Origin of the sequence: Hymenobacter wooponensis (assembly GCF_004745865.1) — a bacterium.
GTDB lineage: Bacteria > Bacteroidota > Bacteroidia > Cytophagales > Hymenobacteraceae > Hymenobacter > Hymenobacter wooponensis.
In genome coordinates this window covers 91,531-114,667 of the sequence record NZ_SRKZ01000002.1, presented here as the reverse complement: position 1 = coordinate 114,667, position 23,137 = coordinate 91,531, and the positions used below count along the sequence as shown (strand labels likewise).

At 56.4% G+C, this 23,137-nt stretch carries 24 protein-coding genes; 11 read left to right on the top strand and 13 right to left on the bottom strand.

Translation table 11 applies throughout. From position 1 onward, the window contains the following. Positions 1-117 precede the first annotated feature (117 nt). Positions 118-1,194, top strand: coding sequence for a chorismate synthase (gene aroC / locus EU557_RS06600; RefSeq protein ID WP_135529640.1), 1,077 nt, complete (start codon positions 118-120; stop codon positions 1,192-1,194). A 224-nt stretch (positions 1,195-1,418) separates the two neighbouring features. On the opposite strand, the gene EU557_RS06595 is transcribed toward aroC, so the two are convergent. Continuing rightward, positions 1,419-2,777: an HTTM domain-containing protein gene (locus tag EU557_RS06595; RefSeq protein WP_135529639.1), complete on the bottom strand. Its 1,359-nt coding sequence runs from the start codon at positions 2,775-2,777 to the stop codon at positions 1,419-1,421. Between the two features lie 390 nt (positions 2,778-3,167). Here EU557_RS06595 and EU557_RS06590 point away from each other — a divergent pair, with 390 nt between their 5' ends. Further along, complete coding sequence (locus EU557_RS06590; RefSeq protein ID WP_135529638.1) at positions 3,168-3,800, top strand: NifU family protein; 633 nt, start codon at positions 3,168-3,170, stop codon at positions 3,798-3,800. A gap of 88 nt (positions 3,801-3,888) precedes the next feature. Here the strand turns inward: EU557_RS06590 and EU557_RS06585 are convergent, their stop codons facing one another. From EU557_RS06585 to EU557_RS06550, 8 genes are all read right to left on the bottom strand, one after another. Next, positions 3,889-4,791, bottom strand: coding sequence for a DUF5777 family beta-barrel protein (locus EU557_RS06585; protein WP_135529637.1), 903 nt, complete (start codon positions 4,789-4,791; stop codon positions 3,889-3,891). Between the two features lie 11 nt (positions 4,792-4,802). Then, positions 4,803-5,390: a YceI family protein gene (locus EU557_RS06580; protein ID WP_245326190.1), complete on the bottom strand. Its 588-nt coding sequence runs from the start codon at positions 5,388-5,390 to the stop codon at positions 4,803-4,805. 7 nt (positions 5,391-5,397) lie between these two features. Further along, on the bottom strand, positions 5,398-5,838 hold the full coding sequence (locus tag EU557_RS06575) for a c-type cytochrome (protein WP_167855111.1): 441 nt from the start codon (positions 5,836-5,838) through the stop codon (positions 5,398-5,400). Beyond that, positions 5,835-6,722, bottom strand: coding sequence for a hypothetical protein (locus tag EU557_RS06570; RefSeq protein WP_167855110.1), 888 nt, complete (start codon positions 6,720-6,722; stop codon positions 5,835-5,837). The genes EU557_RS06575 and EU557_RS06570 overlap by 4 nt, the downstream gene beginning before the upstream one ends. Before the next feature lie 147 nt (positions 6,723-6,869). Continuing rightward, positions 6,870-8,309, bottom strand: coding sequence for an outer membrane beta-barrel protein (locus EU557_RS06565; protein ID WP_135529634.1), 1,440 nt, complete (start codon positions 8,307-8,309; stop codon positions 6,870-6,872). After that, positions 8,284-8,841, bottom strand: coding sequence for an RNA polymerase sigma factor (locus EU557_RS06560; RefSeq protein WP_245326189.1), 558 nt, complete (start codon positions 8,839-8,841; stop codon positions 8,284-8,286). The genes EU557_RS06565 and EU557_RS06560 overlap by 26 nt, the downstream gene beginning before the upstream one ends. Before the next feature lie 187 nt (positions 8,842-9,028). Beyond that, on the bottom strand, positions 9,029-12,001 hold the full coding sequence (gene secDF / locus EU557_RS06555; RefSeq protein WP_135529632.1) for a protein translocase subunit SecDF: 2,973 nt from the start codon (positions 11,999-12,001) through the stop codon (positions 9,029-9,031). A gap of 156 nt (positions 12,002-12,157) precedes the next feature. Beyond that, a complete protein-coding gene (locus tag EU557_RS06550; RefSeq protein ID WP_135529631.1) occupies positions 12,158-12,526 on the bottom strand; it encodes a hypothetical protein in 369 nt (122 codons plus the stop codon). Positions 12,527-12,654: 128 nt separating this feature from the next. On the opposite strand from EU557_RS06550, the gene EU557_RS06545 reads away from it, so the two are divergent. Next, positions 12,655-14,097: a hypothetical protein gene (locus EU557_RS06545; RefSeq protein WP_135529630.1), complete on the top strand. Its 1,443-nt coding sequence runs from the start codon at positions 12,655-12,657 to the stop codon at positions 14,095-14,097. A gap of 73 nt (positions 14,098-14,170) precedes the next feature. On the opposite strand, the gene EU557_RS06540 is transcribed toward EU557_RS06545, so the two are convergent. The 3 genes from EU557_RS06540 to EU557_RS06530 form a co-directional block, all read right to left on the bottom strand. Continuing rightward, the gene (locus tag EU557_RS06540) at positions 14,171-14,800 is read right to left on the bottom strand and encodes a uridine kinase family protein (RefSeq protein ID WP_135529629.1); all 630 of its coding nucleotides are present in this window, start codon (positions 14,798-14,800) and stop codon (positions 14,171-14,173) included. Positions 14,801-14,901: 101 nt separating this feature from the next. Continuing rightward, positions 14,902-15,489: an RdgB/HAM1 family non-canonical purine NTP pyrophosphatase gene (gene rdgB / locus EU557_RS06535; RefSeq protein WP_135529628.1), complete on the bottom strand. Its 588-nt coding sequence runs from the start codon at positions 15,487-15,489 to the stop codon at positions 14,902-14,904. A gap of 133 nt (positions 15,490-15,622) precedes the next feature. After that, positions 15,623-16,018 carry a hypothetical protein gene (locus EU557_RS06530; RefSeq protein WP_135529627.1) on the bottom strand — a complete coding sequence of 132 codons (396 nt, stop codon included), beginning with the start codon at positions 16,016-16,018 and terminating at the stop codon, positions 15,623-15,625. Positions 16,019-16,218: 200 nt separating this feature from the next. Here EU557_RS06530 and EU557_RS06525 point away from each other — a divergent pair, with 200 nt between their 5' ends. The 4 genes from EU557_RS06525 (at position 16,219) to hemC (ending at position 20,225) form a co-directional block, all read left to right on the top strand. After that, positions 16,219-16,464, top strand: a complete 246-nt coding sequence (locus EU557_RS06525) for a type B 50S ribosomal protein L31 (RefSeq protein WP_135431570.1) — start codon at positions 16,219-16,221, stop codon at positions 16,462-16,464. 200 nt (positions 16,465-16,664) lie between these two features. Next, the gene (locus EU557_RS06520) at positions 16,665-17,903 is read left to right on the top strand and encodes a GlmU family protein (RefSeq protein ID WP_135529626.1); all 1,239 of its coding nucleotides are present in this window, start codon (positions 16,665-16,667) and stop codon (positions 17,901-17,903) included. Positions 17,904-17,912: 9 nt separating this feature from the next. Next, entirely contained in the window at positions 17,913-19,049 is a 1,137-nt protein-coding gene (locus EU557_RS06515; protein WP_135529625.1) for a DNA polymerase III subunit, read from the top strand. A gap of 228 nt (positions 19,050-19,277) precedes the next feature. Further along, positions 19,278-20,225 carry a hydroxymethylbilane synthase gene (gene hemC, locus EU557_RS06510; RefSeq protein ID WP_135529624.1) on the top strand — a complete coding sequence of 316 codons (948 nt, stop codon included), beginning with the start codon at positions 19,278-19,280 and terminating at the stop codon, positions 20,223-20,225. Positions 20,226-20,312: 87 nt separating this feature from the next. Here hemC and EU557_RS06505 read toward each other — a convergent pair whose 3' ends face one another. Next, positions 20,313-20,939, bottom strand: a complete 627-nt coding sequence (locus tag EU557_RS06505) for a DUF2238 domain-containing protein (RefSeq protein ID WP_135529623.1) — start codon at positions 20,937-20,939, stop codon at positions 20,313-20,315. A gap of 227 nt (positions 20,940-21,166) precedes the next feature. Between EU557_RS06505 and EU557_RS26080 the strand changes: the two genes are divergently transcribed. Genes EU557_RS26080 through EU557_RS06490 form a run of 4 tightly spaced genes read left to right on the top strand, consistent with a single transcriptional unit; the run spans position 21,167 to position 23,073 of the window. Then, the gene (locus EU557_RS26080) at positions 21,167-21,334 is read left to right on the top strand and encodes a GNAT family N-acetyltransferase (RefSeq protein WP_135530293.1); all 168 of its coding nucleotides are present in this window, start codon (positions 21,167-21,169) and stop codon (positions 21,332-21,334) included. Between the two features lie 8 nt (positions 21,335-21,342). After that, positions 21,343-21,468: a hypothetical protein gene (locus EU557_RS25925; protein ID WP_281062599.1), complete on the top strand. Its 126-nt coding sequence runs from the start codon at positions 21,343-21,345 to the stop codon at positions 21,466-21,468. 36 nt (positions 21,469-21,504) lie between these two features. Continuing rightward, a complete protein-coding gene (locus tag EU557_RS06495) occupies positions 21,505-22,146 on the top strand; it encodes a peptidylprolyl isomerase (protein WP_135529622.1) in 642 nt (213 codons plus the stop codon). 18 nt (positions 22,147-22,164) lie between these two features. Next, entirely contained in the window at positions 22,165-23,073 is a 909-nt protein-coding gene (locus EU557_RS06490) for an SDR family oxidoreductase (RefSeq protein WP_135529621.1), read from the top strand. Positions 23,074-23,137 lie beyond the last annotated feature (64 nt).

Below are 23,137 nucleotides of genomic sequence, written 5' to 3'. Positions count from 1 at the left end.
AGCGACGGTAGAAGTAAGGTTGTGCCAGAACCAGCCATACCTTTACAGCCAGCTTGACTTGTTTCGCTGATTCAGCTGCCAAGCTCTTTCTTACTTCATCATCCATTCTGCTTCCGTATGAACACTTTCGGCACCCTGTTTCGCATTACCACCTTTGGCGAGTCACATGGTCCGGGAATTGGGGTGGTGATTGACGGCTGCCCAGCCGGCTTGGCGGTAGAAGTGGCAGATATTCAGGCCGCTCTGGATCGGCGTAGGCCTGGGCAGAGCGACTTAACCACGCCGCGGAAGGAAGCCGACCAGGTAGAAGTGCTGTCGGGCTTGTTTCAGGGGTTTACCACGGGTACGCCCATTGGGCTGTTTATCCGCAACCAAGACCAAGCCAGCCACGACTACTCCCACATTGAGCACGCTTACCGGCCCTCCCATGCCGATTTCACCTATGACCAGAAATACGGCCGCCGCGACTACCGAGGGGGCGGGCGCAGTTCGGCTCGCGAAACTGCGGCGCGCGTAGCTGCCGGAGCTATTGCCCAGAAGTTGCTGGAGCAGTATGGTATTCAGGTGAGCAGCTATGTGTCGCAGGTAGGAGCGGTGCAAGTGCCAGTGGGCTATGAGGCGCTAGACCTGGGGCTGATTGACTCCAACCCTGTGCGCTGCCCACACCCCGAAACTGCCGAGCGCATGGCCGAACTCATTCGCCAAACCCGCGACCGGCACGATACCGTGGGCGGCGTAGTAACGGGTGTAGCCAAGGGCGTGCCTGTAGGCCTCGGTGAGCCCGTTTTCGACCGGCTGCACGCTGAGCTAGGCCACGCCATGCTCAGCATCAATGCTGTGAAAGGGTTTGAGTACGGCTCTGGTTTTAGTGGGGTGCTACTCTTCGGCTCGGAGCACAACGATGAGTTCTATCGGGATGAAGCCGACCAGGTGCGCACCCGTACTAATCATTCGGGCGGTATTCAGGGGGGCATCAGCAATGGCCAGGATATCTATTTCCGGGTGGCGTTTAAGCCCGTTGCTACCATCCTGCAGCCCCAAAAAACAGTCAATGACCAGGGCGAAGAAATTACCCTCGCTGGCAAAGGCCGCCACGACCCCTGCGTACTGCCTCGTGCGGTGCCCATCGTAGATGCCATGACCAACCTAGTGCTAGCCGACATGCTCCTGCGCGCCCGCAGCAACAAGGCGTAATGTAAAGTACTAACTGAGCGTGGCCTAGGCCTGTTCTTATGCCGCCTTGCACTAAGCAACTTAGGCTGGTCTGTTCGTAACCCTCTAGTTTATGTCAAAGCCCTTACTTCCACTTTAGAAGTAAGGGCTTTTCTATACGTTCTACTGCTGGTTTCGAAGGGAGTATTAGTGCTTGCTGCCCAGAATACTGGTCTTTTCGCGGTGGCAGCATTCAACCCCTCCACTCATTCCGTCACCGGCGGTGCTGGGGCTATCCAGGGGGAAGGAGACCAGGTGCGCGGCTGCGCGGCCAGATCAAGGGTAGGGGCAACCAAGGGGCGCGGCGGGCGACGGTTCAGCTGCAGGTAGGAGTCGGCGTACACGTGCACCTGGCCTAGGCCACGGCGGCGATAGTCCTCGGCCAGGAAGTGGGCAAACTGCAGTACTAAATCGGGTTGGGCGGCCAGCTTGTTGCACTGGCGTGGCGTGAGGTAAGTGCTGGGCGCTACTACTTCCGTGCGTCCATCGGGAAGTACTACCCGGAAGCTAATGTGGCCCGACTTGCTGCGCAGCATCATGTGCCAGGAGAAGTGGTGGCCCTCCTCGGTCCAGTGCACATCACCTGGGTACAGAAAAGCCCGAAGTGGGACCACCAACTGAACCGCCACATACAGGCCTAGTCCTGTCAGCAGCAATGTGGTGTGGCGAGGGAAGACTGGCCGCCCGTTATGGAGGCGTACTGAAACGGCGGGTAAGCGCGGAGCCAGCCAGCGGCGCAGTCCGCGCAGGCGCCTAGGCCAGTCGGGGGGGAAGTACACGCAGGCCGTCATCATCAGTGAAAACCACGGAAAGGTGCCTAGCCCAAAGATGATGACGTTGGAGAGGTGGAAGGTAAGGGCTACTGCAAACATCCAGCGGCGGGTGCGCGACCAAAGCAGCAGGGGCGCCGCCAGCAGATCAAAGGCCAACCCAGCGTAGCTCATCACCCAAGGGGTAAGCCAGTGGCCTAGCACGGGCCCTAACAGCGGATAGGACGCTTTGGGAGCCATCCAGACCATTAGAGGACGCGCCAGCAGCCAGTCGGGGTTGAGCTTGGCAAGACCCGCGTAGAAATACACCACACTCAGCTGAAACATGAGTACGTAGCGCATCCAGGCCGGAACGGTGGCCGTGGGTGCTACGCGGCCGGCGCGCACATCGGCTGAATAGGCACGGTGGCCGGGCAGCACCCAGAGCCAGGCGGCTATCAGGCAATAGAGGTAGAGGTGGTTGATGTAACGCGTTTGCTCCGCCAGAAATAGCAATGTGTAGCAACTTGTGAGGAGAAAGGCGCTAAGCCGGTAGCGCCAGCCTGCTGCCACGGCTACCCCCGCCGCTACGGCTCCGAAATGCAGGCCCAGGCCTATGGCCGGGGGCCAGTGGGGCAGCCAGTCGAACCAGAGGTAGGAGAAGTTGAACCGCGGCTGCGTGTACTCGCGATAGTAGCCCATGGCCAGACTCCCCGCCATTTCCAGCGCTAACAAGCTGCCGGCCCCAATGCGAAACACCACCAGCCAGGCAATATCTACGGGGCGAAATAGGACAGCAGTAAGTCGACGGAGCATAGAGCCAAGTGTTTGTCCATCTTACGTACCCGCCCATACTCCAAGTTTGCCTTCGTGCTATATATGTACGTATGGGCTAAGTAAGGCACCCACCAAAGCTAAATAAGCTGAAGCCGCTTAGCGGTGTCAGCTAGGGAAAGCACAAGGAACAGGGGGCGGCTGCTAGAGAGGGTGAAGGCGGAAACTGATTTCTCCTGCAGTTAGTTATAGTCTAGATTCTATATCTCGCAAATTGCCGTGCGGCTGGTGCCTGCTTATCTTTCCGGCAACAACCCGTAGCTGCGCATACTTGCGTACTTTTGTAACTTCTGCCGCCTTGCGCGGTTGTACCTACCAGTCCGGCACTCCTGCCGACTACTTTTCTCCCGCTTGTCTCCAAGTCTTTCAAACATGGCTGAACAACTCACTGCCCCCGCTGCTCCGGTTTCTATTTACGCCGAAGCCAGCCCCAACCCCGAATCCATGAAGTTTGTGCTCAACACCCAGCTCCTGACGGACGGGGTGAGCGTAGACTATCCTAACGCGGAAGCTGCCGCCAACTCGCCGTTGGCCCAGGAGCTGTTTCAGTTTGATTACGTGAACCGCGTATTCATTGCTCAGAATTTCGTTACCGTAACCAAAGGCACTGACCACCAGTGGGCCCAGCTCATCCCCGAGCTGCGCACCTTCCTGAAGTCGTACGTAGAGGCGGGTGGCCCCATCTTCACCGTTGACCCCGCCGCCGAGCAGCAAGCTGCACAGCAGGCCGCCGCTACTGGCAACTCTTCAGAAGTTGATCAGCAGACCAGCCAGAAAATCATTGACCTGCTTGAAAACTACGTGCGCCCCGCCGTGGAGCAGGATGGTGGCAACATCACCTTCAAGAGCTACCAAGATGGCATCGTGACCGTGAACCTGCAGGGTTCGTGCTCTGGCTGCCCCTCTGCTACCGTTACGCTGAAATCAGGCATCGAGAACCTGCTCAAGCGCATGGTACCCGAAGTAAAAGAAGTAGTAGCCGAAGGCGTAACTGCCTCCTTCTAAGCATCAGCTGCCACATCGCAGCCCAACTAAAAGCCCCGGCCATTGCGGCCGGGGCTTTTTGCTTTTCCGGAGTGAGGCGGTAGGTGGCCTAGAGCCGAGATTTAAGGGTGAAATTGCGAGCCACGTTGAAACCAAAGTAGATGTCGCCCTTAAAGAAGTCACCGCTGGTGCGGGGCACAAAGAAGGGCTCAATCATGCCGCGGGAGTTCGTAACGTGGAGCTGAAATACGTGGCCGCCCGTTTCAATATCAATGCCAGCGGCCAGGGCATCGCGTAGGCCAGTAGTCCGGGAATTGGGCAAGCGGTAGAAGTACTCCAGGGTAAGCGCCAACCGTTTGGTAAGCTTCTGGCGACCCGCAAAACCAACTGCGTACACGTCATTCTCATCCGACTCAGTATCAACCAAATTTCGGTGGACTACCGTGGGGCTTACCTGCACTGAGAGGCCAGGTGTAAACTTGCGCGCTACCAGTGCCTGCCAGGTATAAGTAAGTCGGCGTGGCAAGGTATGGTCGAAGCCCTCATTGGTGTAACGTAGGCTGGTGAGAGCCGTAGCGCCCAGTAACGTTACGCTCACCGGGGCGGCGCCTAGGCCAGTGCTTTGGCGCAGGGCGCGGTATTTCACAAAGCCGTCAAACGTTTTTTCCAGGGAGCTGCGCCCAATGCCCACCGCCAGCCGGTCGGTAATGCCATACTCCAGCCCCAGCCGAATGGTAGCTTGGTCGAGGCCAAAAAAGTTGTACGCGCCACTATTGAGGGTGCCAAAGCGGTGCGAAATCAGAAAGATTAGCGTGCCGCCGCCTGGTGTTTCTACGGAGTGCCCATTAATTACGCGGGTACCTTTGAAGGTGGCCGCTACTGGTTCTCGTTTGGTGCTGTCGGCGGTTTGGCGCTCTAGGCCTTGAAGCAGGTTGTCTTGTGCTAGGCCACTATGCGCGTAGCACAGCAGGCCTAGCAAGCCTAAGCAGCGGAAAGGAGTCAGTAAAATCATAGCCATTGAGTTCAGGGGCGCGAAGCCATAGTCTGGATTGGGTCGGCGGTGAGGCGCACTTTCACCTGCACGCTCTTGGCAATGTGGTCGCGCACAAGGGCCGGAATCTCAATTTTATAGTCGGCGGGGGCTACATTGAAGGTGGCCTGCACCAGTAACTGTCCGTTTTGCAGTTGCACGGTGCCCGGCACGCGCACGCGGCTTGTTACCCCGTGAATGGTCAGGTCGCCCTCTGCTGTCACCGTCTGTACCTTGGAGGTTTCCCGCAGCTCGGGCAGGTTCACCTCCAGCAGCCGACCGGTAAAGGTGGCCTTGGGATAGCGCTCCGACTCTAAGTAATTCTCATTGAAGTGCTCCTGCATGAGGCTGCGCTTGAACTCAAACGACCGAATAGGAATACTGAACGCTAGCTGGCTGGTTTGCAGATCCAGCACGGCCGAGGCTTGTTGACTTCGGGCTTCAATGTCTTCTAGTGGGCTAGAGGAGAAGAAAGAAATGACGCCGGTGCGCGTTTGGTAACGGGTATCCTGAGCCTGCACCCAATGGGCACCCAGGAGCAGCCAGCCTATCAGCAGCGGCCGAAAATAAGACGTGTTCATAGGCTAGCTAGTTATTAGGAGCACCCTGCCGCACCCAATACCGGATGCGGGCTATTTCACAGTCAGAAAGCTTGGTGCCCCCAACTGGCATGGCGGGGTAGCCGGGGGCATGAGTAATCACACCTACCAAGCGGCCATCGGTAGCCACACGCTGCACTTGGGTGTAGGTGGAAAGGCTTACATCGCCGCTGCGCAGGGTAGTGTTGTGGCAACTCACGCACCGCTGCTGCAACAGCGGTGCGACGGACGCGGAAAAAGTAACGGCCACAGTGTCGCAGGCCGGAGCTGGCGGGTTTTTGCTCAGCAGGTCTTCGGCGTTGTCGTAGGTGCAGGCCGGCAGCAGGCCTACTACTAGAAGTAGGCTAGGCCACCAAAGGCGCGGCGAATAGGGCGTCAGGGGCATACGCCCCGCCACCTTCTGCCTTGTTAAAGCACGTAGCTGGCTCATGGGGTTGCTACTTGCCATTTGTCACCTTCACTTACTAAGCCGTTACCTTCCACCTGTCCGCGAGTTTGGTTGTCGGCGGTGTAGAAATAGAGTGGTTTCCCTTTATAGGTGAGCTGCTGATTGGTAACAGTACCATCTCCATAAGGGCCGCTGGTAGTGGTGGAGCGCGTGATGGTGCCGAAGTCGCTACCCTTTAAGGCGGAGGGTAAGTTGCGCCCCGTGGTATAGAAGGGTGGCCACACGGTAGCGCAATTGCCTGTGCAGTTGGTAGCGAGGGTAGTTGGGTTGCGCTCGTCCTTGAGGAAAGTGTAAAGCGTGCGGCCTTTCGAGTCAATCAGAAAATTTCTGTTAGCGCTCTGGTTGGTTGATTTATCGAGGATGCTTTTTGTGGCTACCATCACTGAGTAAGACGGGCTAACAACGTACCAGACGTTGCCCACACCGTCGCCAGTGGTTTGGCCAGTGGCTTCGCGCACGTTCTGCCCGTTCACCAGAGGAGCGTAATAGTAGAGGGGCCACCCTTTGTACAAGGTCTGGGGCTTGCCGTCGGCGGTCATTTGAGTGGTAAAGTCGCTGGCCTGTAGGTCGCCACCCACCTGAATATCGGCCTCATAGAAAATGGGCCACACGGCCGCGCAGCCACCCGTGCATACGTTTTTGCCATCAGTATCGCGAGTAAAGTAGTACAGCGTGTTACCGTTCTTGTCAGTAAGAAAGGTGCCCAGGTTGGCAGTAGAGGCTACCTTGATTGTCGGGTCGGGCGTAACAGTTTGCTGTTCTTTTGAATCGCTGCAACTGCTGAGCAGGGGCAGGCAGCCGATCAGAAGGAGGAAACAGAGGCGAGTAGCCTGGTGGGCTGCCCTCAGAGAAAAGGTGTAGAGCATGGCTGTGAGTAGGTTAAGTGAAAGGAAAACAACTCCGAAGGCTGGCTTCAGAAAGGGCATAGCAAAGCCAGGACTTCAAAAAATGGAAGCCAATGGGGGCGGTTTCAGCGAGGCTAAAACCCGTTCAGAAAAGGGGAAGGAAGTGGCCTAGGGTGCCGGAGCTACCGTGCGAGTATGGCCTAGGCCATAGCGGAGGCCGAACAGCAGGCCGGTGCTGCTAAGCCGCATTTGCCCGAACCCGACGCCGTTCAGGGGTACGTTTAGGAAAGGCTCAGCCTGCACCACCCAGCGCGGTGCCACGTGCCGCTCATAGCCAGCTGCCAGCCGGAGCATCTGTAGCGCCTGCTTGCCGCCGTTAGGGTAGCTCCAGGTGCGGGCCACGTAATCGCCATTCAGCTCATAGTGGTAGGTGTAGCGCTCATTGCGCATAATCAAGGACGTGAGGCCCGCACTAGCATAAAATGAGTAGCCGGCGCGAGGTAATATTTCATACCGAATGTCCAGCGGAATTTCCAAGATGCGGCAGTTGGCATCTACTTCGTCCACAGGAATCCGCCAGGTCCAGTAGCCCGCTGGGGGCCGATAATCGGTGCCACGAGCTCCGTAGCGCTTTACGCTCCGCAGTAAGCCCGTTCGTACTCGCAACCGGGAGGTAAGGCGGTATTCGGCCACCAGGCCTACGGTGCCACCCGCGCGCGGGCTGGGGCTAGGAAGCACAGCTGAGAGCTCCGGCCCACCAACTATGCCCACTAAAAAGCGGTACTCTGGCTTAGTAGGCCGCCGCTTTGGCAGCAGAGAATCAGCAGAGGCAGTAGGGAAAGCAGTAGGAGCTGCCGGGTTAGCGGCAGAGGAACTAGCCACTGAATCAGTTCCGGAAACTGACGGGCTACTGATAGCCGCCATACCCGTTGCGGCCTGATCTGTTTCTTTATCAGCCGTAGTTGTTGGTGGGGTGCTATTAAAAGCCACTTGGTTCTCTGCTTCCGAAGTTGCCCTAGTGACAGCTTGAAGTGCAGCTGACTCAACAGCAGGGCGGTAAGTGCGGGAGCCACCAGCTGCCAGACTAGCAACTCCCGCAAACGACCTCCTCGGGCGTGAAAACCGAAGAGTCCGTCCTGACCGAGTTTCCTGCAAAGCACCACTAAACTCAGGCGAGCTGGTCAAGCTCGGCGCGGCATCGGTCACTAGTGGCCTATGGGCTAGAAATGATGGTGAGCTGGAAGATTGAGCTAGTGTAGTATGTTCCTGAACGGAATGCTGTTTGGTAGCTGCTTTGGTGGTGACGCCGGCCACGCTGGGTGTAGGCCTAGTGCCCACGGAGTGAGCAACTGGAGTGCTACTATCTAGGCCACTTGGGTAATGGTTGAGCCAGAACGCCAAGAATAACGCCACCACTCCTATCTCAGCCACAAACAAGCCGGTCACGCGCTGCCATAGTTGCCGCCGTTGCTGATGCTGCCGCGCCACCTCGTCTAGCTGCGTTTCTAAGCGCAGCCAGCCCCCGAGGGATGTCTCGTCGGGGAAGGCGTCGGCTCCCCGTTGGAACAGCCGGTCTAGCTCTTCATCTGACATATCCGGCGTACGCATGGTGTTGTTGGTGTTTAAGCAATAGTTTGAGCTGGGCCCGAGCCTTAAACAGGTTCGATTTAGAAGCACCAACTGAGATGCCTAACTGGTCCGCTATTTCTTCGTGCGAGTAGCCATCAATCACGAAGAGGTTAAACACGGTCCGGTAGGCGGGGGGCAGGTGTCCGATGAGCCGCAGCAACTCCTCAAAGGAAAGCGTATCAAGCGGCGAGCCGGAGGAATCAGGTGGGGCAGGTACAGCTTCCAGTTCTACCTGGAAAGCGTGGCGGTTGCGGGCCCGGAAATGGTCAATGGCCGTTCGCACCATAATGCGCCGCACCCAGCCCCGCAGCGACCCAGCCAGGTCGGGGAAACGCTCCGCATCGAAGCGTGGAAGCTCCTGAAAAACTTTAAGGAATCCGTCGTTCACGGCTTCCTGACTGGCATCTTGGTCGTGGAGGTAGCGCAGGCAAATACTGAGGGCATAGGCATAATGGCGCAGGTACAGCTGCCGCTGGCTGGCCCGGTCTTGCTGCCGGCATCCGGCAAGCAATTGGGTAAGGAGCGCATGTTCAGGGTTGGGAGTAACCACGGCAGCGGAGCGTCTATCTACTAACCCACTCGGAACACCCTTTCGAAAGGTTGCCTGAGTATGAAGAAAAGCTAACAAAAAAAGCCCGATCCTTCCGGACCGAGCTTTTTTACCTTCAGTGAGAGTGGCCTAGGCCACTTCCAGTACATTACATATTGGCCGTTGAGAGCTTAGGAGCACCGGCGTCGGTAGCCGTATTCAGGTTGGCTTTCTCCTTGCGGCCGTAGGTGTCCAGGATCAGCGGCGCGGCAATAAACAGCGACGAATACGTGCCGTAGACGATACCGATCAGCATGGCGAAGGAGAATGAGCGCAGGGTTTCACCGCCGAATACGTAGAGCACGCCTACCACTAGGAATACCGTGGTGAACGTAATCATGGTGCGGGAGAACGTGCTGTTGAGAGCAGGGTTTACTACCTGCGCAAACGTCAGGTGCTTGTTCTCGCGCAGGTATTCTCGTATCCGGTCATAGATAACGACGGTGTCATTCATCGAGAAGCCAATTACCGTGAGCACGGCCGCCACAAACACCTGGTCCATCTCGTAGTTCAGGCCTAGGGCCCGCGCAATGGGGAAGGTGGCAATTACCAGTAGCGCATCGTGGAACAGGGCCACTACGGCAGCCATAGAGTACTGCCATTTCTCAAAGCGGAACAGTACGTACACGAAGATGGCCAGCAGGGTTAAGCCCAGGCTCACTACCGAAGTTTTCTTGATATCGTCGGCGATGGTAGCGCCTACTTTCGAAGAGCTCTTGATAGTAGGAGCATCCGCCGCGTATTTCTTGGCTAGGCCAGTCTCAAGCGCAGTACGCACTTTCTTGTCGGCGTCGGTGCTTTCGTCAGCGGCTAAATAGCCCGTTGTGATACGCAGGCGGCTAGTGCTGCCGAACGTTTTTACCTCCGTACCAGCACCACCGAAGTAGTCGCTGGTGAGCAGGTCACGCACGTCGGAAGCCGGAACAGCTTTGTTGAAGTCCACGATGTACTCGCGGCCACCACGGAAGTCAACGCCCAGGTTTGGCCCGCCTTGCATTGCCATCAGGGCGAAGCCCAGCACGATAACCACCGTCGAAGCAATGTAAGCGTACTTGCGCTTGCCTACGATGTCGAAGTTGGTGCCTTTGAACAGGTGACGCGAAATAGCCGTGTCGAACGTGAGGGAGGTAGTTGCTTTGCCCTTGGTGAGACGCTCAATGATAAGGCGCGACACGTACACTGCCGACAGGAAAGAGGTGAATACACCAATACCCAGCGTAATAGCGAAGTTCTGCACCGGACCCGTACCGAAGAAGCCCAGAATCAGAGCAATGATCAGCGTGGTAACGTTGGAGTCAAAAATAGCCGAGAAAGCACGGCTGTAGCCTTTGCTGATAGCATCCTGCGTCTGCAGGCCGTGGTCTAGCTCTTCCCGAATACGTTCGAAAATCAGTACGTTGGCATCCACGGAGGTGCCAATTACCAGTACCAGACCAGCAATACCAGGCAGGGTGAGGGCGAAGGAGAACTGCGCCAACACACCCAGGATCAGGAACATGTTGAAGAGTAGGGCAGCGTCGGCTACCATACCAGCCCGGCCGTAATACACGGCCATGAAGATCATGATAATCACGAGGCCAGCCAGCGAAGAGTATAGGCCCTGGTTGGTGGCTTCCTGACCCAGCGATGGGCCAACTACAGCTTCTTCCACAATGCGGGTAGGAGCAGGCAGCTTACCAGCCTTCAGAATGTTAGCCAAATCTTGCGCTTCCTCAATGGTGAAGTTGCCCGAAATGCTGGAGTTACCGCCGGCAATTTCAGCCTGTACTACGGGAGCAGAGTACACGTTGTCGTCGAGCACGATGGCTACCTGACGGCCAATGTTGGCTGCCGTCAGCTTCTGCCACTTGCGGGCACCGCTGGGCGTCATCTGCATCGATACCTCGGCGCGGCCGCTGAGCTGGTCAAAGTCGCCACGAGCTTCGCTGATAACTTCACCACCAATAGGAGCCTCAGCCTCCCGCGACTTGCGGATGGCGTAGAGCTGCAGGTATTCCTGGCCATCAATTACGTCAGGCTTCACGCCCCACAGGAAAGTCAGGTTGGAAGGCAGTACGGCACGGGTGTCGGGGCTGCGCAGAACGGCATTCACGCGGGCGGTATCGCGCACGTTAGAACCCAGCGTGCCGGGCATGGTAAACAGGCTGGCTAGTACATTTTTCTTGGGAGCAGCCGAGTCGGTTTTAGCCGTAGCCGTTCCTTTCTTAGCCAGCTGGCTAGCCAGGGAAGTAGAGTCGCCGGCAGCAGCCTTGGCCGTGTCGGTAGTAGCCGTGGTAGTAGCAGCTACCGGAGCAGCAGTAGCTTCTTTTGCGCTCAGCACATCATTGAGCTGGTTCAGGTAAGGCGCGAACTCATCGGTGCGCCATACTTCCCAGAACTCCAGCTTGGCCTGGCCCTGCAACAGCTTACGTACGCGGTCAGGGTTATCTACACCAGGCAATTCTACCTGAATACGGCCAGTGCCCTTTACGCGCTGAATGTTAGGCTGGCTGGTGCCAAACTTGTCGATGCGGGAACGCAGGATGTTGAAGGAGCGGTCAATGGCTTCCTCAATTTCCTTGTTGATGGCGCTCAGCACCTTCGCATCCGAAGAGTTGATGTCGATGTTACGGCTCTTGTTGAGCGTGTTGGCGAAGATAGAAGCCAGCTTGCCGTTTGGCGCGGCATCGCGGTAGGTCTGCGCAAACAGGGTGGTGAAGGGCGTAGAAGGGCTAGCCTTCTGCAGCTCCTGGGCCTGAGCAATAGCTTTATTGAAGGCCGGATCTTTCGAGTTAGCCGACATAGCCCGCACAATCTCCACTGGCGATACTTCCAGTGTTACGTGCATACCACCGTTCAGGTCAAGGCCAAGGCCCAGCTCCGAGGTGCGCACATCCTTATAAGTAAGCGGCCCGAATACGGGCGCGCGCCACACTGAGTCGAGGTAGTGCTGGCGCTTGCCTTCCACGAGTTTGCCCCCGCGGCTGGCGTAGTTCACCGCGTCGCGCTGCACCCCTCGTGACACGAAGGTGAGCGTCAGGAAGTAGATGCACAACGCCGACACAATAAGCGTCAGCGTAATGACGAGTCCTTTATTTCGCATTAGTTAAAAAGTAGGTATTCTGAATCCGGGAAAGGCTGGTGCGGCGCGGCAAAGCTGCAGAAAAGCCAATGGGATACCGCTGTAGGCCAGTATTCCCTGCCGCATCAGCAACGGGAAAGCGTAACTGGGTATGTGCTCTTCAGCAGACTGACTCCGCTAGGGCGCGTGCGGCGACAGGGCGGCAACGAGCAGCCGGCTACGGAATAAATCCGGTACGGCGCTGGGGCGGGGCTGCAGCTCCACTAAACGAGCCTGCAACCGGTATAAGCTTACCTGCGGTGTGGGCAGGGGGAGCCAAGCATCAGCCGCCGGCGCCAGCAAAAAGACCAGCGGCGAGGTGGCTTCTAACGTTACACGCTGCTTTACCACCGCGGCCCGGGGGCCGGCATCTACCCGGGTGGCTTTACCCGCCGGCAGTACCCGGAGCGTAGCCACAGCTTGGTGATTCAGCGACAGCACAAACAGCACAGTGGCCGTGAGCAGCGCGAAACGCAAGCGAGGTAAAAAGGCGGATAGGAAACGCAAAGTCTTCAAGGGTAGGAATTACAAATATACCTTTTTGAGCAGCGCGGCGCAAAGTATCCTGCCATAGAGTGCTCTAAGACAGTCATTTTTTAGGCATTTTGCTACCTGGTACTATTATTATGGCTTGTATGAAAGGTGTTTGGATAGGTATCCTGTTGATGCTGGTGCAGATAGCGTGCCTAGGCCAGTCGGCTGGTATTCAGGCTACCGTGGAGCTCAACCGCACGTTCAGTCTGGTGCGGTTTGTTGATGTGGTGGCCGGCGGCAAAGGCTACCGGGGCACGCGGCAGCAATTTGAGCAAAGTACCTTCAACACGCCCGCCGCGCAGGCGGCCATCCGGCGCTACCAGCAGCTGCCCCGCGAAGTAGACTTCGAGTGGCCTGACTACCCCGCCGACCGCCTCGGCTCGTCGGGCAGCAGCTGGAACCTCTTCCTCAAGTGCGCCGCTGATGCCAAAGACCTCTCTGATCTGCAGCAGCGGGCCGTTGGCCTCATGCCCAACCAAACTCTCGTGGAGCTAGGCCAGGTGTATCAGGCCTTGAGCCCCGCCTTCGAGGAATTGCTCTGGCGACCCTACCAAGCCCAACTCACGCAGGAGCGACAGGCCTACCAAGCCTTCCTAGACCAGAAGCAACTGCTCAAGCACTTCACCCGACTGCGCACTTTCTATGGCAGCAGCTGGCCCGATGAGGTGCCGTACCGCATTATGCTGAGCCCGCTGCCTGGGCCTGCCACCACGTTTACCAACTCTGCCACGGTGGCCAGCAATATCGTACTGCTCGACTGCCACCCCGCCTCCACCGACTTTGTATCGGGGAGCACCATCATGTTTCATGAAATGAGTCATTCGCTTTCCATTCAGCAACGGCAGGAGTTGCAGCAGCAAGTGGAGCGCTGGTATCAGAATAGCGGCTCACCTGCTTGGCGCTATGCCTATTCTCTAATGGAGGAAGGCCTAGCCACGGCGGCCGGCGAATGGATTTACAAGCAACAAGCCGGTCAGCCCGAAGCCGGCGAGTGGTACAACGACGACTACATCAACCGATATGCTAAGGCGCTCTATCCGCAAGTGGAGAGCTACATCGAAAGTGGCCGCACCATTGATAGCACCTTCGTGCGACAAGCGGTTGCCACCTTCAATACCACCTTCCCGCAGGCCGCCACTGAGTACGTAAACCTCTTTCGGAAAGTGCTGTACTGGACTGATACCGACCCGGCCGCCCCGGCATTGCTGCCCTTCCGCGACGCATTTAGAAGCACTTATACGCTCACATCTACTCCTATTCTAAACAAAGACAAAACCCTAAGCACTGCTAAGGAAGGAGCCTATCTGCCAGTCGTCATCATCACGCAACAGCACGCCGCTACCTTGCGCTATCTGCAGCAGAACTGGCCTAGCTTGAGTAAACAGCGCCTGCGGTCTGAGCAAGACTTTGTGCTTAGCCTAACCGACAAAGCCGGACCGCTAATTCTCGTGAACGTGCATGACCGGGCTAAGCTGCCCGCCGCGGCGCAGTATTTGGAGAAGCAGAAAGCTATTCAGCCTAAGCAGCCGCTGTGGGTTTTTTAGGGGCTGATTGGCATGAAAAAGCCCCGCTGCCAAGTGAGGTAGCGGGGCTTTTATGCTTTTGCTAGGCCAGTACTTACGAAGCGCTAGTATGGATTTTACCTTTCAAGTAGCCTACTAACACGTCCAAGCCCCGGTCGAAGTGCCGATTGTTTGGAATGATAATGTCGGCGTCGTGTTTGAAGGGCTTGATGTACTTCTCGTAAGTAGGCGCCACGTGGTTGGTGTAGCGGTAGAGTACGTCTTCCAGGTCATAGCCACGCTCATCCCGGTCCCGAACGATGCGGCGCTGCAGCTTCACGTGCTCCCGGGCATCGATGTACACCTTCAGGTCGAGCAGCTTGGCTACCTCTTCGAAGTAGAATACGAAGATGCCTTCCACTACTACAATTGGGGCAGGCCGAAACACCAGCTCGGCGGGTACTACGTTGGGGTTATTAAACGTATACTCTTGCCGACGTACTTCCAGACCTTGGCTGATGCGCAAAACGTCAGCAGCATAGGCGGCCGAATCGATGCTGCTGGGTAGGTCAAAGTTCGTGACGCCCTGAGCATCTACCAGCTGGCTTTCACGGGGGTGATAGTAGTTGTCCTGTGAAATCAGGCAGATTTCTTCTTCGGGAAACGAAGCCAGCAGCCGGCGCAAAAAAGTTGTCTTTCCGGAGGCGCTACCGCCCGTGATACCGACGATGAAAGGGTGTTGCATTGGGGGTGGGAATAGGCCCGTACCGGCGGGGCCAACCCTGCAAAAGTAAGAAGTTTGCCGCTGAGTAGAAGACAAATCAGGCAAGAGAGCCCCGTAAAACTCTATTTCAGGTGCTGGTTTAGGAAGTACACCAGCTTGGCTACGGCGCGGCTACGGTGGCTAATGGCGTTCTTTTCAGGGAGGCTCATCTCGGCAAATGTGCGTCCGTTGCTTTCAATAGGCGAAAACACCGGGTCGTAACCAAAGCCCTCGCCTCCACGGACTTCACTGATAATAGTGCCCTCCACGGCACCGGCAAAATCATGCACTTGACCATTGGGGAGTACTAGGGCCACCACGGTGCGGAAGCGAGCTGAGCGGTCGGAGCGGCCACGGAGTTCCTGGAGTAGTTTCTGCACATTATCGGTTGCAGAACGTTGCGGCCCCGCGTATCGGGCCGAGTACACACCCGGCTCTCCGTTAAGCGCTGTCACTTCTAGGCCAGTATCGTCGGCGAAGCAAGCTACTCCGTAATGGTCCCATACATACTGCGCCTTCTGGCGCGCGTTGCCTTCTAGGGTATCCTGAGTTTCGGGAAGCTCCTCCTCACAGCCAATGGCAGCCAGACTAACCAACTCTACCGAAGCCGGCAGCAGCGGCCGGATTTCGTCCAGCTTGTGGGCATTGTTAGAAGCAAAGCAAAGACGCATACAGTAGGGGATGAGTGGAGTGACAAGTAGTGTGTACTGAGTACTACGTAATGAGTAGAAAGTTTAGGGTAATAAAGGCACTGCTAGCGCTGCCTAGGCCATTTCACTTATTCACTCATTTACCATGTCACCGTTAGCGGAACATCGACTTGATTGTGCCCCAAGAGCGCTGGAAGGCGCTGGGCGTTTGGTTTAAAACAGTGTGGAAGCTCTGCGGGCCAGCGGCAGTACGAACCTGGAGGCGGTAAGTGAAAGGCCCTCCGCTCAGACCACCATAGCTATTTTGGTCGATGTACTGATAAGAGCGCTGATTGCTGGGCTCCAGGCTGACGAGCTTGCTGAAACTAGGCTCGTTGTTGGCTTTCCGAAACAAGGTGTATTCCTGCACGCCTCCTTCACTATTTACTTCCCATTCCACCACCACGCTGGTATCGTCGTAGGTGGCTTGAAAGGACGTAACGGAGGCGCCATAGGCTAGCAAAACACCACTGCCGAGCAGCACAAGACAGGCAATAAGTTGGCGTGACATAGGCAAAGCAGGTAAGTAGAGCCGGGTAGATATAGATAGAGTAGCGGCCCAAACATAAGCAATTTCAAGAGCAGGGGTGGCTGCTAAGGGTTGCATGCACGGAAAAGTCGGCGCACATTTTTGATATTCCGGCGTAACGTGTACTTTTGCAGTCCCTTCCGCAAAATCGGCAGGCACTCAGGTACAAACGGTATTAAACCATGAAAAAGGACATCCACCCCGAGTATCGCGAAGTTGTGTTCCAGGACACTTCTAGCGGCTTCAAATTCGTTACCCGTTCGACGATGAGCTCTAACGAGACCATCACGATGGAAGACGGCAAGACTTACCCCGTCATCAAGGTGGAAGTTAGCAGCGAATCGCACCCCTTCTACACCGGCAAAAACGTGTTGCTCGACACCGCTGGCCGCGTAGAGAAGTTCCGCAACCGCTACCAGAAGAAGTAGTTCGCTACTGGCTCGTAGCCGTTTGCCCTATAAAGAAGCTCCTTTCAGCAATGGAAGGAGCTTTTCTTTTATCCGTGCGGGATGCCCCACGAATCGTATTTTTGCCCGCCGTACCTGGCTGGCTGCGTAGCTTCGCGGCTCAAAGAGTGGCCTAGGCCACCTCTCGCCGGCGCAGCATCTGCTTACATCCCTCTTCGCTCATGACTATCCTTCTTTTCGACGACCCTCTGATTCGGCCGCGCTTATTGCCCTTCACCTTCACTCGGCCCGTGGCGGCACTGCGGTGCGGCATCCTGACTATTGCCGAGAAGTGGCAGCACCGGTTAAACAGCGAGCAGGTAGGGTACCTCACGGAGGCGTACTTGCAAGCCAAATTTCCGGCCGGCAACACCCAAGGGCCCGCGCTGGTCATCAACGGAGCCATATGCCCCGATGATTTACTGGTGCAGCAAGTGCAAAACCTGCAGCCGGGTGAAGCTCTGTTTGATGAGCAAATGCTGGTGGCAGCGCACTTGGCGGATGCCTCCCAAGTGGCAGAATTGATTCAGGACGGTTTCCAGCGCACCCGCGACGTGGCCGAGCCGGTAACGGCCATCAAGGAGGTGTGGCACCTGTTCCTGCGCAACGGCGCCGAAATCCGTCGCGACTTCGATTTACTCACCAAAGGTCGCCAATCGCAGCCCGTGGGTGATGCGCATACCATCGTCTACGCTCCAGAAAATATCTTTATCGAGGAGGGGGTGAAGATCAGAGCGGCCATCCTAAATGCAGAAGATGGCCCCATCTACCTCGGCAAAAATAGCCAGGTGCATGAGGGGGCCATCATCAAAGGTCCGCTGGCATTGTGCGAGGGTTCCCACATTAACGCAGGCGCCAAAATGCGCGGCGATAACACCGTAGGCCCCTTCAGCAAAGTGGGTGGCGAGGTCGGCAACAGCATTCTGCTCGGCTACAGCAACAAAGGCCACGATGGGTACCTCGGCAACTCCGTGATAGGGGAGTGGTGCAACCTGGGCGCCGACACCAACACCTCTAACCTGAAGAACAACTACGCTGCAGTGAAAATCTGGAGCCATGCCGCTGGCCGTTTCGTAAATACGGGGCAGCAGTTCTGCGGCCTGATGATGGGCGACCACAGTAAGTGCGGTATCAATACCATGTTCAACACCGGCACGGTGGTAGGCGTGGGCGCTAACATTTTCGGGGCCGGTTTCCCGCGCACCTTCATTCCGAGCTTCAGTTGGGGCGGAGCCGCCGGCTTCGAAACATTCCGCCTCCCGAAAGTAGCCGAAGTAGCTGAGCGCGTGATGGCGCGCCGGCACTTGGCCTACGATGAAGCCGAGCAAGCTATCATGAGCCACGTATTTGAGGCCACCGTCAAAGATCGGGTGTGGGACCGCGCCGCGCCGGTGGCCCCTCAGGCCGGAGTTGAGCTGTAAGATATCCTGATGCGTTTTTCTGAAATACCTGGTCAAGAGAGCGTCAAACAGGTGCTGGTGCAATCGGTGCAGCGGCAACATGTGGCGCACGCCCAGCTGTTTCGCGGGGCCGAGGGCTCGGCGGCGCTGGCATTGGCTCTGGCTTACGCGGCTTTTCTGAACTGTGAAAACCGCCCGGCCGAGGCCGAAGATTCTTGCGGGGAATGCTCCAGCTGTCAGAAAATCGACAAGCTGATTCACCCCGACCTCAACTTCATTGTGCCCGTCACGACCACCAAAGCGGTGGCTAAAGATGCCATTAGCAGCAAGTTCGCCGCCGACTGGCGGACGTTTGTGCTGGCTAACCCGTACCAGGGGCTCAATGATTGGATGCAGCACATCGGGGCTGATAACAAGCAGGGCAGCATTTCCAAGGAGGAAAGTCTGCAACTGCTGAAGCTTGTATCACTGAAGGCGTTTGAGGCGCGGTTTAAGCTGGTGGTTATCTGGCTGCCGGAGTTGATGCACCCCTCGGCCTCCAATGCCGTGCTGAAGCTGCTGGAAGAGCCGCCACCTGCTACGGTGTTTTTGCTGGTGAGCAATGCCCCAGAGCAGTTGCTGCCTACCATTATTAGCCGCGTGCAGCCGGTAGTAGTACGCCCGCTCTCTGAGCTGGAGCTTACCAACTGGCTGCACGCGGTGCACCACGTGCCCGAGGCCAAGGCCCGGCAAATTGCCCAGTTAGTGGAGGGCAACCCCGGGGCGGCGCTAGCCTCCAAAGATGCCGCTACCGCCGACAACGACTACTTCACCTTCTTCGCCGACTGGATGCGCCTGTGCTTTAGCGGGAAAGTGGACAAGATGCTTACCAGCGCCGACGACTTTCAGAAGCTGGGCCGCGAAAACCAAAAGGAGCTGCTGCAGTATGCTCTCACGCTGCTGCGCAAGGTGCTGCTGTTTGGCGTCGATCCAAAGCTGGTGCCCCACCTCCCCACCAGTGAGCAGCAGTTTGTGCAAGGCTTCAGCCGCTTCGTGACGCCCCGCAACGCGGATACCATTGCCCAGGAACTGAACGAGGCGCACTACCACGTGGAGCGCAATGCCAACCCTCGCATGGTCTTCGTGGATACATCGCTCCGGGTGGCGGAGCTGCTAAAAATGGCCTAGAAATGCTGTGAAGCTCGAAAATATAGCTTGGTAAAAAGCTATAGCAAGTGCTAAATGTGGTATAGTCGGCCGGAAAGAAAGGAGGCCAGTATCTTTGCTAGGCCACTTGCGCAAGCGTAAGGCATCTGTAAAATAGCCTTGTCGGAACTGGCCCGCCGCAACCAACTGTTACCCAATGGTGGTCTAAAGAAAGGCGACATTTTTAATTTTTTAATCAGAATTCTTCTCGTGAAAAAGCCCATCCGCATCGGGACGCGCGGCAGCAAGCTGGCTCTCTGGCAAGCGAACCACGTAGCTGCTCGTCTGGAGCAGGCCGGTTTGCCCACTGAAATTGTCATCATCACCACCCGCGGCGACGTGGTACTGGATCGGTCATTGGACAAGATTGGCGCAAAAGGCGTGTTCACGGAAGAACTAGAGGAAAGCCTCCGCACCGGCCACATTGATATTGCAGTGCACAGCGCCAAAGATGTGCAGAGCACCATTCCAGCCGACTTGGAGCTACTAGCCTTTATGGAGCGGGAGCGGGTAAACGATGTCATCGTGAGCTTTGATCCTGACCTTGACTTGCAGCGCCCCGACCTTGTACTGGGCACCAGCAGCACTCGGCGCAAGGCCATGCTCAAGCGCTTTCTTCCGCATGCCACCACGGCTGAAGCCCGAGGCAACCTGCAAACCCGGCTGCGTAAGCTGGAGGAAGGTCAATACCACGCTCTGGTACTGGCCTACGCCGGCGTGCACCGGATGGAATATGACGGTCTGATCCGGCACACCCTCCCCGAAAACCAATATGTTCCGGCTACCGGTCAGGGAAGCGTGGCCATTGAATCGGCTCGCAACTTAGAGCCTAGCCTGAAGGCAGAATTGCAACGCGTGCTTGACCATCCCGACACGCACCTGGCCCTGGTAGCGGAGCGGGCTTTCCTGCGCACCATGGAAGGCGGCTGCAGCATTCCGTCGTTTGCGCTGGCTACGCTCACACCAGAGAGGCACGTGCACTTGCACGGCGGCCTCATCAGCCTTGATGGACAGCAGTTTATCGATGTAAAGCAAACTGCTCCGGCTGACGACGCAGAGGCACTCGGTATTCGAATTGCCGAAACTGTGCTAGCACGTGGTGGTCAGCAGATCCTCAACGACATCCGGCAGGTACGCAACACAGAGAACGTGGCGTAGCAGTAACCAATATACGCATTAACAAGAGAGGCCTACGCAAGCAAATTGCGTAGGCCTCTCTTGCTAGAAATATGCTTTGAAAGTGAGCTAGGCCACTTCACGCCGTGGGCCGCGGCCAAACAGGGCGTATAATACCAGGGCAAATACGGCGCCGCTAGTATCGGCTAGCATGTCCTTCTGGGCATCCCAAATGTCGCCTTGGCTGCCAAGGAAAGCGGCTCCGGCTTCTCCGCCGGCCGTGACGGCATACACCCACTCAATCAGCTCGTAGGTCATGGCCACGGTGCCAATCACGCAGAGTGGAAATAAGTAGCTAATAAAGCGGTTGCGGATAGTGCCGTTGCGGTCAGTAAGCTCGATGATAGGGTAGGCATAAAAGCCCACGGTAAAGTGGGCAACTCGGTCGTACATGTTGCGCTTGAAGCCGAACAGGTTGTTAAACCAGTCGAAGGGTACTTTCTCGAAGGTGTAATACCCCCCAATGGTGTGCATGAATAATAGCACGCTCATGAGGGCGTAGGCCAGGTTAGAGAAACGCACTCCGCGCAGGTACAGCACTACTAGAGCTACCACAATCAGGAAGATGGGAATATTCTCGGCCCACCAGGTGCTGCGCTCCGCTGGGTTAATGCCCAGCACTATAAACTCTATTAGGTAAATAGCTAGCAGCAGTTTCGGAAACCAATGAGGTGCCGGGGTAGTCGTGTCGTTCATGCAGGAAAGTGAGGAAAATAAAGAGGAGCTTGGCCCACATACGCGGCCCTTGGGAAATGGCTGGAAAATGTGGAAGAAATTTCCGGTCTTCGCCTCAGAAGTTGTAGCAACCCTTCCTACATCCGGGAGCGTCAGCGTGAGTGGCAGCAGCACCGAGGCTATCAGCTAAGCTAGTGGCACCTTAAAACCGAGGAGCTGTTCGGCCTCGTGAGCTTGCGAAATCTTGGCTGGGCCCCCCTAAAGCGGAACTGGCCGACCTGCTTAGTGCGGAGGGAGAAGGACAAGGGCTTATGCAGGAAGCATTGCAGGCAGTTGTGGCTTGGGCTATCCAGCAGCTTGGCCTAGCGCGCATCTACTGTCAGTTGCGTCCGGAAAATGAGCTAGCGCCCAGCTGATTCAGCGCATGTCTTTCCGCCACGAAGGCTGCTTCCGCCAAGATTACCGAGGCGCCGATGGGCAACTATATGATCTAGATCAATATGCTCTGTTGCGGGCAGAATACGTACTCTTGGCTGCCAAAAGCGCGTAACTTGGAGCCTCCGCTCTTTTTCAAACAATTTTTTACATGAAGCTACTCTCTCGCATTGCCCTGCTGGTGTGGGTTGTCCTGCTATTTTCGTCCGACCTGGAGGCCGCCATATGGCCCCGCAAATCCAAGAAAGATCAGCTTATCACCATTAGCACCTCTCAGGGAGATATTCGGTTGATTTTATTCGACCAAACGCCCCTGCATAAGGCAAATTTCCTGAAACTGGCTCAGAGCGGGTTCTACAACGGCACCACGTTTCACCGGGTCATTCCCAACTTCATGATTCAAGGCGGTGACCCAAATTCCAAAGATGCAGACCCTGCAAATGATGGAGCAGGCTTACCGGATGAGAAGCGCATTCCTGCCGAAATTCGGCCAGAGTTTACGCACAAGTACGGCGCTGTAGCAGCGGCCCGCACCGGCGACATGATCAATCCGCAACGTGCCAGTAGCGCCTCCCAATTCTATATTGTGCAGAATCACAACGGCACCCCCCATCTAAACGGGGCCTACACGGTGTATGGGCAGGTGATTAGTGGCCTAGAAGTGGTAGATAAAATAGCCCAGCAGCCTGTAGCCGAGCGCAACCGGCCCGTAACCGATATCAAGATGACGGTGAAGGTAGAGAAGCTAAAAAAGAAGAAAATCACGGCGCTCTACGGCTACCAGTATCAATAGCAGCAACTCCCTATCGGCATGAAACTACTTATCACGGGCTCCAACGGCCTGCTCGGTCAAAAGCTGGTAGCCCTGCTCCACCAGCAAGCTGGAGTGCAGCTGCTAGCTACTTCCCGCGGAGAAAATAAGCTGGCTACCCTATACCCAGAGGTGCGCTTTATACCGCTTGACCTCACTGACCGCGCCCAGGTGCAGCAGGTGTTAGATGCTGAACAACCAACTCACCTTATCCACACTGCCGCCATGACCAATGTGGATGAGTGCGAGTTACACCATGAGGCGTGCTGGCTGAACAATGTAACAGCCACAGAACACGTAGTAGAGGCCTGTGAGCAGTTTAATGTGCACCTAGTACACGTGAGTACCGATTTTATCTTTAGCGGTGAGCAGGGGCCATTGACAGAGGATGCCATTCCCGAACCCGTAAACTTCTATGGGCAGAGCAAATTGGCCGCTGAGAAAGCTGTGCAGGCTTGCCGCGCCCCGTGGGCTATACTGCGGACAGTATTGGTTTACGGTACTGCTCATGAGTATGGCCGTACCAACATTGTGCTTTGGGTGCGTGACTCCTTACGGGCCAGTAAGCATATTAAAGTAGTTAGCGACCAACTCCGAACGCCTACATTGGCCGAGGATCTAGCACAAGGCTGTTGGCTAGCTGCCCAGCATAACGCAACCGGGATTTATCATATAAGCGGTCAGGAACTGCTGACGCCATATGAGATGGCTCTGCAAGTAGCAGCATACTTTAATCTAGATGCTTCACTCATCGAGAAGGTAGATGCCAGCACATTCACCCAGCCCGCTAGGCGCCCTCTCCGAACCGGCTTTATCATTACAAAGGCTAAAACAGATCTGGGTTACCAGCCCCACACTTTCGCCGAGGGTATTGCTCTACTGGCTCAGCAAACAACGGCCACTACGTAGCACATCAGGTTTAGCAATTGATGCTGTTATAACAAGTCTAAGAGCTGTCGTTGGCTACCGACTA